10 protein-coding genes are annotated in these 12129 nt (G+C 62.3%); 9 read left to right on the forward strand and 1 reads right to left on the reverse strand.

The genetic code is table 11. From position 1 onward, the window contains the following. The first annotated feature begins 4 nt into the window (after positions 1-4). The 9 genes from murD to lpxC all read left to right on the forward strand — a co-directional run bounded on the left by murD (position 5) and on the right by lpxC (position 10503). Complete coding sequence (gene murD, locus HU762_RS15125; RefSeq protein WP_186638343.1) at positions 5-1351, forward strand: UDP-N-acetylmuramoyl-L-alanine--D-glutamate ligase; 1347 nt, start codon at positions 5-7, stop codon at positions 1349-1351. Positions 1352-1353: 2 nt separating this feature from the next. After that, positions 1354-2565, forward strand: coding sequence for a putative lipid II flippase FtsW (gene ftsW / locus HU762_RS15130; protein ID WP_186638427.1), 1212 nt, complete (start codon positions 1354-1356; stop codon positions 2563-2565). Beyond that, entirely contained in the window at positions 2555-3625 is a 1071-nt protein-coding gene (gene murG, locus HU762_RS15135) for an undecaprenyldiphospho-muramoylpentapeptide beta-N-acetylglucosaminyltransferase (RefSeq protein WP_186638345.1), read from the forward strand. The genes ftsW and murG overlap by 11 nt, the downstream gene beginning before the upstream one ends. After that, positions 3618-5078: a UDP-N-acetylmuramate--L-alanine ligase gene (murC, locus tag HU762_RS15140; protein WP_186638348.1), complete on the forward strand. Its 1461-nt coding sequence runs from the start codon at positions 3618-3620 to the stop codon at positions 5076-5078. The genes murG and murC overlap by 8 nt, the downstream gene beginning before the upstream one ends. Further along, on the forward strand, positions 5075-6040 hold the full coding sequence (locus tag HU762_RS15145; protein ID WP_186638351.1) for a D-alanine--D-alanine ligase: 966 nt from the start codon (positions 5075-5077) through the stop codon (positions 6038-6040). The genes murC and HU762_RS15145 overlap by 4 nt, the downstream gene beginning before the upstream one ends. A gap of 3 nt (positions 6041-6043) precedes the next feature. After that, positions 6044-6910 carry a cell division protein FtsQ/DivIB gene (locus HU762_RS15150; RefSeq protein WP_018606096.1) on the forward strand — a complete coding sequence of 289 codons (867 nt, stop codon included), beginning with the start codon at positions 6044-6046 and terminating at the stop codon, positions 6908-6910. Positions 6911-6925: 15 nt separating this feature from the next. Next, positions 6926-8185 carry a cell division protein FtsA gene (gene ftsA, locus HU762_RS15155; RefSeq protein ID WP_186638354.1) on the forward strand — a complete coding sequence of 420 codons (1260 nt, stop codon included), beginning with the start codon at positions 6926-6928 and terminating at the stop codon, positions 8183-8185. Positions 8186-8285: 100 nt separating this feature from the next. Further along, positions 8286-9479, forward strand: coding sequence for a cell division protein FtsZ (gene ftsZ / locus HU762_RS15160; protein WP_135847083.1), 1194 nt, complete (start codon positions 8286-8288; stop codon positions 9477-9479). Between the two features lie 112 nt (positions 9480-9591). Next, positions 9592-10503: a UDP-3-O-acyl-N-acetylglucosamine deacetylase gene (gene lpxC, locus HU762_RS15165; protein ID WP_186638357.1), complete on the forward strand. Its 912-nt coding sequence runs from the start codon at positions 9592-9594 to the stop codon at positions 10501-10503. A gap of 88 nt (positions 10504-10591) precedes the next feature. Here lpxC and HU762_RS15170 read toward each other — a convergent pair whose 3' ends face one another. Next, the gene (locus HU762_RS15170; protein ID WP_186638428.1) at positions 10592-12076 is read right to left on the reverse strand and encodes a sensor domain-containing diguanylate cyclase; all 1485 of its coding nucleotides are present in this window, start codon (positions 12074-12076) and stop codon (positions 10592-10594) included. Positions 12077-12129 lie beyond the last annotated feature (53 nt).

Raw genomic sequence — 12129 nt, forward strand, 5'->3', positions numbered from 1 at the left:
ACGAGTGTCCCTGATCGCTTCTGACCACTTCCGCATCGTTGTCGGCCTCGGCAAGAGCGGCATGTCCCTGGTTCGCTTCCTGGCGAACCGGGGCGTGTCGTTCGCCGTGGCCGATACGCGGGAAAATCCGCCTGAGCTGGCCACGCTGCGTCGTGACTATCCTCAGGTGGACGTGCGTTGTGGCGAGCTGGACGTCGAGTTCCTGTGCCGTGCCGATGAGCTCTACGTGAGCCCCGGCCTGGCCCTGGCGACCCCGGCCCTGCAGGCTGCCGCCGCCCGTGGCGTGAAATTGTCCGGCGACATCGAGTTGTTCGCCCGCAATGCCAAGGCACCGATCGTTGCCATCAGTGGTTCCAACGCCAAGAGCACCGTCACCACCCTGGTGGGTGAAATGGCGGCTGCGGCCGGCAAGCGCGTCGCCGTCGGCGGCAACCTCGGCACCCCGGCGCTGGACCTGCTCAGCGACGACGTCGAGCTGTACGTGATGGAACTGTCGAGCTTCCAGCTCGAAACCACTGATGACCTGGGCGCCGAAGTGGCGACTGTGCTCAATATCAGCGAAGACCACATGGACCGGTACAGCGGCCTGCCGGCCTATCACCTGGCCAAGCACCGGATCTTCCGTGGCGCGCGGCAGGTGGTATTCAATCGGCAGGACGCGCTGACACGGCCGTTGATGAGCGAAGGGCTGCCTTGCTGGACCTTCGGCCTCGGCGTTCCGGATTTCAAAGGCTTCGGTTTGCGCGAAGAGAACGGCGAGAAATACCTGGCCTTCGAATTCCAGAACCTGATGCCGGTGCGCGAACTGAAGATTCGTGGCGCCCACAACCAGGCCAATGCACTCGCGGCCTTGGCCCTTGGGCACGCGGTCGGGCTGCCGTTCGACGCCATGCTCTCGGCCCTGCGCAGCTTCGCCGGTCTCGAGCACCGCTGCCAGTGGGTACGCGACCTGGATGGCGTGGCCTGGTACAACGATTCCAAGGCCACCAACGTCGGCGCCGCGCTGGCCGCCATCGAAGGCCTGGGCGCGGACATCGATGGCAAGCTGGTGCTGATCGCCGGTGGCGACGGCAAGGGCGCCGATTTCAAGGATCTGCGCGATCCAGTGGCGGTCAACTGCCGCGCCGTGGTGCTGATGGGCCGCGACCGGGAATTGATCGCCCAGGCCCTCGGCGATGCCGTGCCGTTGGTTCGCGTTGATTCGTTGGACGAGGCGGTACAGCAATGCCGTGCCCTCGCGCACCCAGGCGATGCGGTGCTGTTGTCTCCGGCCTGCGCCAGTTTCGACATGTTCAAGAACTACGAAGAGCGCGGGCAGCTGTTCGCCCGGGCCGCGGAGGACTTGGCATGAACCTGATGAACATCATCAAGCCGTACCCGTCGCCGTTGATCACCGGCCGTGGCATCGACCTGGATTTCCCGATGCTCGCCGGTTGCCTGGCCTTGCTCGGCCTGGGCCTGGTGATGATCACCTCCGCGTCGTCGGAAGTGGCCGCCGTGCAGTCGGGCAACACCCTTTACCACATGATCCGCCACCTGATTTACCTGGTGATCGGGCTGGGCGCGTGCATTGTCACCATGATGGTGCCGATCGCTACCTGGCAGCGCTTGGGCTGGCTAATGCTGCTCGGTGCCTTCGGCCTGTTGGTGATGGTGCTGGTGCCGGGCATTGGCCGCGAGGTCAACGGCTCCATGCGCTGGATCGGTTTCAGTTTTTTCAACGTGCAGCCTTCGGAAATCGCCAAGGTGTTCGTGGTGATTTACCTCGCCGGTTACCTGGTGCGTCGCCAGAAAGAAGTCCGCGAAAGCTGGATGGGTTTCTTCAAGCCTTTCATCGTGCTGCTGCCGATGGCCGGCCTGCTGCTGATGGAACCGGACTTCGGCGCCACTGTAGTAATGATGGGGGCGGCGGCGGCGATGCTGTTCCTGGGCGGTGTCGGGCTGTTCCGTTTCACCCTGATGGTGGCGCTGGCGGTCGGCGCGGTGACCGTGCTGGTTCAGGCGCAGCCTTACCGGATGGCGCGTTTGATCACCTTCACCGACCCATGGGCCGATCAGTTCGGTTCCGGCTATCAATTGACGCAGGCGCTGATCGCCTTCGGGCGCGGCGAATGGTTGGGCGTCGGCCTGGGCAACAGCGTGCAGAAGCAGTTCTACCTGCCGGAAGCCCACACCGACTTCGTGTTCTCGGTCCTCGCCGAAGAGTTGGGCGTGGTCGGCTCGCTGCTGACCGTCGCGCTGTTCGTCTTCGTCTGCGTGCGCGGCATGTACATTGGCTTGTGGGCCGAGAAGGCCAAGCAGTTTTTTGCCGCGTACGTGGCGTATGGCTTGTCATTCCTGTGGATCGGCCAGTTCCTGATCAACATCGGCGTGAATGTCGGCCTGTTGCCGACCAAGGGTCTGACGCTGCCGTTCCTCAGTTATGGCGGTAGCTCCCTGGTGATCTGCTGCGCCTGTCTTGGCTTGTTGCTGCGTATCGAGTGGGAGAGTCGCACGCATCTGGGCAGCGAAGAGATGGAATTCCAAGAGAGCGACTTCGCCGAGGAGCCGACTCATGGGCGCTAACGTGCTGATCATGGCGGGCGGTACCGGTGGGCATGTGTTCCCGGCGCTGGCCTGTGCCCGGGAATTCCAGGCGCGCGGCTATACCGTGCACTGGCTGGGCACGCCACGGGGCATCGAGAATGAACTGGTGCCGGCCGCGGGCCTGGAGCTCCATCGGATCAATGCCAGCGGCCTGCGGGGCAAGGGCAAGCTGTCGCTGCTCAAGGCACCGCTGATGCTGCTCAAGTCGATCTGGCAGGCGCGGGCGATCATTCGTCGGCTGCGGCCGGTCTGTGTCGTCGGATTCGGTGGTTATGTGACCGGCCCGGGTGGCGTCGCGGCGAAATTGGCCGGTGTGCCGGTGATCGTTCACGAGCAGAACGCCGTAGCCGGTACCGCCAATCGGTTACTGGTGCCATTGGCCGCTCGGGTCTGTGAAGCCTTCCCCGACACCTTTACCCTGTCGGGCAGCCGTCGCACCACCGGTAATCCAGTGCGCACGGAGCTGTTCCTCGATACACCGCGCCCGGCCCTGGCCGGACGCAAGGCGCGTTTGCTGATCCTGGGCGGAAGCCTGGGCGCAGAGCCGTTGAACAAATTGCTGCCCGAAGCCCTGTCGCAGGTCGCTCCCGAACTGCGCCCGGAGGTATTTCACCAGGCTGGCAAAAACCACGATGAAGTGACCGCCGAACGCTATCGCGCCGCCGGCGTCGAGGCGCAAGTGCAGCCGTTCATCAAAGACATGGCCCAAGCCTATGGCTGGGCCGACCTGGTGGTCTGCCGCGCAGGCGCGCTCACCGTCAGTGAACTGGCTGCCGCCGGTCTGCCCTCGATGCTGGTGCCTTTGCCCCACGCCATCGACGATCACCAGACCCGCAACGCCGATTATTTGGCCCGTGAAGGCGCTGCCTTCCTGATGCCACAAAGAACGACTGGCGCCGCGGATCTTGCCGCGCGCCTGACAGAGGTCTTGATGCAGCCGCAAACACTCGAAGACATGGCCCGCGCCGCACGCCGCTTGGCCAAACCCGATGCCACCGCCCAAGTGGTCGATACCTGCCTGGAGGTGGCCCATGGTTGAGAATCGCAAAGCCATGCCACAACCGGAAATGCGCCGTATCCGCCGTATCCACTTCGTCGGGATCGGCGGTGTGGGCATGTGCGGGATTGCCGAAGTGCTGTTGAACCTGGGTTACGAAGTGTCTGGTTCCGACCTGAAAGCTTCCCCGGTCACCGAGCGCCTGGAATCTTTCGGCGCGCAGATCTTCATCGGCCACCGTGCCGAGAACGCCGCTAACGCCGACGTGCTGGTGGTGTCCAGCGCCGTGAACACCTCCAACCCGGAAGTCGCCACCGCACTGGAGCGCCGTATTCCCGTGGTGCCACGGGCGGAGATGCTGGCTGAGCTGATGCGCTACCGCCACGGCATTGCCGTCGCCGGCACCCACGGCAAGACCACCACCACCAGCCTGATCGCCTCGGTGTTCGCCGCCGGTGGTCTGGACCCGACGTTTGTAATCGGTGGCCGTCTGAACGCCGCGGGCACCAACGCCCAATTGGGCACCAGCCGCTACCTGATCGCCGAAGCCGACGAGAGCGATGCGAGTTTCCTGCACCTGCAACCGCTGGTGGCCGTGGTCACCAACATCGACGCCGATCACATGGCGACCTACGACGGCGACTTCAACAAACTGAAGAAAACCTTCGTCGAGTTCCTGCACAACCTGCCGTTCTACGGGTTGGCGGTGGTGTGCCTGGACGATCCGGTGGTGCGTGAAATCCTGCCGCTGATCAAGCGCCCGACCGTGACCTACGGCTTTGGCGAAGACGCCGACGTGCGCGCCATCAACGTGCGCCAGCAGGGCATGCAGACGTTCTTCACCGTGCTGCGTCCCGATCGCGAACCGCTGGACGTGTCGGTGAACATGCCCGGCAACCACAACGTGCTCAATTCCTTGGCCACGATCTGCATCGCCACCGACGAAGGCGTCAGCGATGAGGCCATCGTCCAGGGCCTGTCCGGGTTCCAGGGCGTGGGCCGACGCTTCCAGGTCTACGGCGAATTGCCGGTGGACGGCGGCAACGTGATGCTGGTGGACGACTATGGCCACCACCCGACCGAAGTCGCGGCGGTGATCAAGGCCGTGCGCGGTGGCTGGCCGGAACGGCGTCTGGTGATGGTCTACCAGCCGCACCGCTACAGCCGCACTCGCGACCTGTACGACGATTTCGTCCAGGTGCTGGCCGACGCCAACGTGCTGCTGCTGATGGAAGTCTATCCGGCCGGCGAAGAGCCGATCCCGGGCGCTGACAGCCGCCAGTTGTGCCACAGCATCCGCCAGCGCGGTCAGTTGGACCCGATCTACATCGAGCGCGGCGTGGACCTCGCGCCGCTGGTCAAGCCGCTGCTGCGCGCCGGCGACATCCTGCTTTGCCAGGGTGCTGGTGACATCGGTGGCCTGGCCCCGAAACTGTTGAATAGTCCGTTATTCGCTGGGGCAATCGTGGCCTCCAGCGAGGGGAAACTGAAATGACTGCTGCCTACGCCAACCTGGTCTCGACCCTGGACCCGAAAGCCTTCGGCCGCGTGGCCGTGCTGTTCGGTGGCAAGAGCGCCGAGCGCGAGGTGTCCCTCAAGTCCGGCAATGCCGTGCTGCTCGCTTTGCAAAGCGCCGGTGTCGACGCGTTCGGTATCGACGTGGGCGACGATTTCCTGCAGCGCCTGCTGAGCGAAAAGATCGACCGCGCGTTCATCATTCTCCACGGTCGCGGCGGCGAAGACGGCAGCATGCAGGGTCTGCTCGAGTGCTTGGGCATCCCTTACACCGGCAGCGGCATCCTCGCTTCCGCCCTGGCGATGGACAAGCTGCGCACCAAGCAGGTCTGGCACAGCCTCGGCATTCCGACGCCGCGTCACGCCGTGCTGGCGAGCGAGGCCGATTGTATTTCGGCGGCGACGGAACTGGGCTTCCCCTTGATCGTCAAACCGGCCCATGAAGGTTCAAGTATCGGCATGGCGAAAGTGAATTCGCTGCCTGAGTTGACCGCCGCATGGAAGGACGCCAGTTCCTACGATTCGCAAGTATTGGTCGAACAGTGGATCACCGGTCCGGAGTTCACCATCGCCACCCTGCGTGACCAGGTGTTGCCCCCGATCGCGTTGGGCACGCCCCACACGTTCTACGACTACGACGCCAAGTACATCGCCAATGACACCCAGTACCGCATTCCCTGCGGGCTGGATGCCGACAAGGAAAAGCAATTGATGGACCTCACGGCCAAGGCCTGTGAGGCGCTGGGTATCGCCGGTTGGGGCCGGGCGGACGTGATGCAGGACGCCGATGGGCAGTTCTGGTTCCTGGAAGTCAATACCGCCCCCGGCATGACCGATCACAGCCTGGTACCGATGGCGGCCCGTGCCGCCGGTCTGGATTTCCAGCAACTGGTGCTGTCGATCCTGGCCGCCAGTGTCGGCAATCAAGAGCCAAGAGGTTAAGCCATGCAAGGCGCATCGCTTCGTCATCAGCCATCCGCACCCGGTCGCAAGCCGGTGCCGCGGGGTGCCAGCCGAATGGTGGCCAAAGAGCCGATGTCGGCGCGCTTGCCGAAAGCCAATTTTGGTTTTCTCAAGAGCTTGTTCTGGCCGGTGCTGCTGGTGGCGTTGGGGTTCGGTACGTATGAAGGCGCACAACGCTTGCTGCCTTATGCCGACCGGCCAATCGCCCGGATCAACGTCCAGGGCGACCTGAGCTACATCAGCCAGCAGGCGGTGCAACAGCGGATCGCGCCGTTCGTCGCGTCGAGCTTCTTCACCATCGACCTGGCCGGCATGCGCACGGAGCTGGAGCAGATGCCTTGGATCGCCCACGCCGAAGTGCGGCGGGTGTGGCCCGACCAGGTGTCGATTCGCCTGGAAGAACAATTGCCAGTGGCCCGTTGGGGCGACGAGTCGCTGTTGAACAACCAGGGCCAGGCGTTCACGCCACGGGAACTGGCGAACTACGAACATTTGCCACAACTGTTCGGGCCTCAAAGGGCTCAGCAGAAAGTGATGCAGCAATACCAGGTGTTGAGTCAGATGTTGCGGCCGCTGGGCTTCTCCATCGCACGCCTGGAACTGCGAGAGCGCGGCAGTTGGTTCCTGACCACTGGCGCGGGCAGCTCGGGGCCGGGCATCGAGCTGTTGCTCGGTCGCGGCAACCTGGTGGAAAAGATGCGCCGCTTCATTGCCATCTATGACAAGACGCTCAAAGAACAGATTACGAACATCGCGCGCATCGATCTGCGCTACGCCAACGGCCTTGCTGTTGGCTGGCGGGAACCTGTAGCGCCGACGACGGCCGAACCCGCTGTCGCGAAGAATTAAGAAGAGGCAGGACCCATGGCAAACGTGCAAAGCGGAAAAATGATCGTCGGTCTGGATATCGGCACTTCCAAGGTGGTTGCGCTGGTAGGCGAGGTCGCGGACGACGGCACGCTGGTCATCGTCGGGATCGGTACACACCCGTCCCGTGGCTTGAAGAAAGGCGTGGTGGTGAACATCGAGTCCACCGTGCAATCGATCCAGCGCGCCATCGAAGAAGCGCAGCTGATGGCCGGTTGCCGGATCCACTCGGCGTTCGTCGGCGTCGCGGGCAATCACATCCGCAGCCTGAACTCCCACGGCATCGTGGCGATTCGTGATCGCGAAGTCAGCTCCGCCGACCTTGAGCGCGTGCTCGACGCAGCCCAAGCGGTGGCGATTCCGGCCGACCAGCGTGTCTTGCACACCCTGCCGCAGGATTATGTGATCGATAACCAGGAAGGCGTGCGCGAGCCGCTGGGCATGTCCGGCGTGCGCCTCGAAGCCAAGGTCCACGTGGTGACCTGCGCCGTGAACGCTGCACAGAACATTGAAAAATGCGTGCGCCGCTGCGGCCTGGAAATCGACGACATCATCCTCGAGCAACTGGCTTCGGCCTACTCGGTGTTGACCGACGACGAGAAAGAACTGGGCGTGTGCCTGGTGGACATCGGCGGCGGCACCACCGACATCGCGATCTTCACCGAAGGCGCGATCCGCCACACGGCCGTGATTCCGATTGCTGGCGACCAGGTGACCAACGACATCGCCATGGCGTTGCGCACCCCGACCCAGTACGCCGAGGAAATCAAGATCCGCTACGCCTGCGCCCTGGCGAAACTCGCCGGCGCCGGTGAAACCATCAAGGTGCCAAGCGTCGGCGACCGTCCACCGCGCGAACTGTCGCGCCAGGCCTTGGCCGAGGTGGTCGAGCCGCGTTACGACGAGCTGTTCACGCTGATCCAGGCCGAGCTGCGCCGCAGCGGCTACGAAGACTTGATCCCGGCCGGCATCGTGCTGACCGGCGGTACGTCGAAGATGGAAGGCGCGGTCGAACTGGCCGAGGAGATTTTCCACATGCCGGTGCGCCTGGGCGTGCCCCATGGCGTCAAGGGCCTGGATGACGTGGTCCGCAACCCGATCTATTCCACCGGCGTGGGCCTGTTGATGTATGGCCTGCAAAAGCAATCCGACGGGATTTCGTTCTCGGGGATCGGCAGCCGTGACAGCTACAGCACCGACGAGCCGAAAGCGCCGCTTTTCGAGCGGCTCCAGGCTTGGGTTAAAGGCAACTTTTAAACAGTATCAAAGCTTCACGCGGCAGGTTTCAGGCTTGGCGCTGGAAGACGCAACAAACGCAGTAGGCGAAAAAAAACTAGAGAATGTAAGGAGAGGGAACATGTTTGAACTCGTAGACAACATCCCCGCTAGCCCGGTTATCAAAGTAATCGGTGTCGGCGGCGGCGGCGGCAACGCTGTCAACCACATGGTCAAGAGCAACATTGAAGGCGTTGAGTTCATCTGCGCCAACACTGATGCCCAGGCGCTGAAATCCATCGGCGCACGGACCATCCTGCAATTGGGCACTGGCGTGACCAAGGGACTTGGCGCTGGCGCCAACCCTGAAGTGGGTCGTCAGGCCGCTCTCGAAGACCGTGAGCGCATTGCTGAAGTCCTGCAAGGCACCAACATGGTGTTCATCACCACGGGCATGGGCGGCGGTACCGGTACCGGTGCGGCGCCAATCATTGCCGAAGTGGCCAAGGAAATGGGGATCCTCACCGTTGCGGTGGTGACTCGTCCGTTCCCTTTCGAAGGCCGCAAGCGTATGCAGATCGCCGACGAAGGTATCCGTCTGCTGTCTGAAAGCGTCGACTCGTTGATCACCATCCCCAACGAGAAGCTGCTGACCATCCTCGGTAAAGACGCAAGCCTCTTGTCGGCTTTCGCCAAGGCTGACGATGTACTGGCCGGTGCCGTTCGCGGTATCTCCGACATCATCAAGCGTCCTGGCATGATCAACGTCGACTTTGCCGACGTACGGACTGTCATGAGCGAAATGGGCATGGCGATGATGGGCACTGGCTGCGCCAGCGGTCCGAACCGTGCACGCGAGGCCACCGAAGCGGCCATCCGCAACCCGTTGCTCGAAGACGTGAACCTGCAAGGTGCGCGCGGCATCCTGGTGAACATCACCGCCGGTCCTGACCTGTCCCTGGGTGAGTACTCCGACGTGGGTAGCATCATCGAAGCCTTCGCTTCCGAGCACGCAATGGTCAAGGTCGGTACCGTTATCGATCCGGACATGCGCGACGAGTTGCACGTTACCGTGGTTGCCACGGGCCTGGGCGCAAAAATCGAGAAGCCGGTAAAGGTCATCGACAATACCGTTCACACCTCCATGGCTTCGCAACCGCAACAACAAGTGTCCTCCCGTCAGGAAGCACCGGCGGTGAACTACCGTGACCTGGACCGTCCGACCGTCATGCGCAACCAGGCCCAGGCCGGTACTGCGACTGCCGCGAAGATGAATCCGCAAGACGATCTGGATTACCTGGACATCCCGGCATTCCTGCGTCGTCAGGCCGATTGATGGAATGTATCAGGGGTATACGGGTGATTGGTGTTCAGCAAAGGTCTGGTCTGCTATCATCGCCAGCCTTTGTTGATACCAGTTCGCAATTTGCGCTGAAGCGGCCCATGCCATGATTAAACAACGCACCCTGAAGAATATTATCCGTGCCACAGGTGTCGGCCTGCACTCCGGCGAGAAGGTCTATTTGACCCTCAAGCCTGCGCCTGTCGACACCGGCATTGTGTTTTGTCGTGCCGACCTCGACCCTGTGGTGCAGATTCCTGCTCGCGCGGAAAACGTTGGCGAAACCACTATGTCGACCACATTGGTCAACGGTGACGTCAAAGTGGACACGGTGGAGCATTTGCTCTCGGCCATGGCTGGCCTGGGCATCGATAACGCCTACGTCGAGCTCTCCGCGTCCGAAGTCCCGATCATGGATGGCAGTGCCGGACCCTTTGTATTCCTGATTCAATCGGCTGGCCTGGAAGAACAGGACGCGGCCAAGAAGTTCATCCGCATCCTGCGGGAAGTGACAGTGGAAGACGGCGACAAGCGCGCCACTTTCGTCCCTTTCGAAGGTTTCAAGGTGAGCTTCGAGATCGATTTCGATCACCCGGTTTTCCGTGACCGCACCCAAAGTGCAAGCGTGGATTTTTCCAGCACTTCGTTCGTAAAAGAAGTCAGCCGCGCCCGTACCTTTGGTTTCATGAGTGACATCGAGTACCTGCGCAAGCACAACCTCGCACTCGGCGGCAGTGTTGAAAACGCGATCGTGGTCGATTCCGACGGTGTCTTGAACGAAGACGGTCTTCGTTACGAAGACGAATTCGTCAAGCACAAGATTCTCGATGCAATCGGCGACCTCTACCTGCTGGGCAATAGCCTGATTGGTGAGTTCAGGGGCTTCAAGTCCGGCCACGCACTGAACAACCAGCTGCTGCGCAAGTTGATTGAGCAGAAAGACGCTTGGGAAGTCGTGACGTTCGAAGACGCCAGCACCGCGCCAATCTCTTACATGCGCCCTGTAGCGGCCGTGTAAGCAAAAAAACCTCTCTAGTTTTTAAGGGCTGCCTTCGGGTGGCCCTTTTTTATGGCCGGGTTCAGGGCATGAGCGCTTTTGGGCTGTCTTACATCGCGCAAACAACCCGGTTACGCCCGCTGGCCTTGGCCTGGTAAAGCGCCTTGTCGGCGGCGAGCAGCAGTTGTTCCAGTTCGCTGTACGGCCCCTGGGCCCAGGTGGCGATGCCGATGCTGACGGTCATGGGCATGTCGCCAGGCAGCTGCTCCACCGCTTCACGAATGTTCTGCGCCATGATGAACGCTCCGGCTGTGGTGGTTTCCGGCAGCACCACCGAAAATTCCTCACCCCCGTAGCGCGCAGCCAGGTCGGCCGGTCGCCGAACATGCTCGGCGATCAGTTGCGCCAGGGCGCGCAAGGCCTCGTCGCCACGTTGGTGGCCAAGGCGATCGTTGAACGCCTTGAAGTGGTCTGCATCGATCATCAGGACCGACAGCGGCTGGCCGGAGCGTTGCGCACGCAGCCATTCCAGATGCAGCGTCTGGTCCAGGGTCCGACGGTTGGCCAGGCCTGTCAGCGGATCGACGGATGCCAGTTGCGCCAGCTCCCGTTCGGCGTGGTGGCGGCGTCGCAATTCCCGGCGCAGCAACCACGTGAGCCAGAGCAAGGTGATGCACAGCGCGCCCGTGGCGCCACTGACCACCAACGCCGTGCGTTTCCATGAAGCGAAGACTTCCTGGGAGGAGAGCGCGACGACGACTATCAAAGGCAAGTCGCCTACCTGGGAAAAGGTGTAGAGACGTTGCGTCTGATCTACGCTCGACACGCTGGTGAAGCTGCCATCGCCTTCACGCAGGATGCGCACGAAATTCGGCCGATTGCTGAAATCCTTGCCAATCATGTCTTCGGCCAGCGGTGGTTCCTGCGCGAGCAGGATGCCGTCACGGCTGACCAGGTTGACCGTTCCGCCGTGACCGATGTTCAGGCTTTTGAACAGTTGGCTGAAGTAGCCCAGGCGCATCGCTGCCTCGGCCACGCCCATGAAATCGCCCCGGTCATCGCTCAACCGATAGCTGAAGCTGATGCGCCAATCGTGCGGTTGGCTCCTGGCCCGGAACGGGCGGCTGATCTTCATGCCCGGGTTGGGGTCCGGAAGGTGGGACTGGAAATATTCCCGATCGGCGTAGTTGCCTTTACGTGGTTCGACCGAGGCGGAATCGGCGATCACATCGCCACGCTTGTCCAGCAGCAGGATGTCACCTTTGTAGGGCGCGGCGGTGGCGCGGTCGAACAGGGCGAGATGGCGGATCGTTGGCGAAACCTCTTTCAGGTCGTCGCGCTTTGCGGCGGCAATCAAGCCTCGCAGGGACAGGTCGTAGAGTTCAACGTTGCGCAGCACGTCGGCGTCGATCAGCTGCACGATGTTGCTCGCCGCCCGCGTCGCCGCCTGTTGGGCGCTGGCGTGTTCCCGGATCAGCAGGAACGTCACGATACTCAGGATGGCAATCACAACCAGCGAGCTGGCCAATACGAGTACCCGTTCCGAACGTATCGAAAGGGGGGTCTTGCCGGGTGTTGCACTGCTCGCGTTCATGATTCCGATCTGCATTGTCATGTGACTGGGATCCTTCCCATAGGCTGCTCATC

The organism is Pseudomonas sp. SWRI92, assembly GCF_014268685.1.
GTDB classification, from domain to species: Bacteria; Pseudomonadota; Gammaproteobacteria; order Pseudomonadales; family Pseudomonadaceae; genus Aquipseudomonas; species Aquipseudomonas marvdashtae.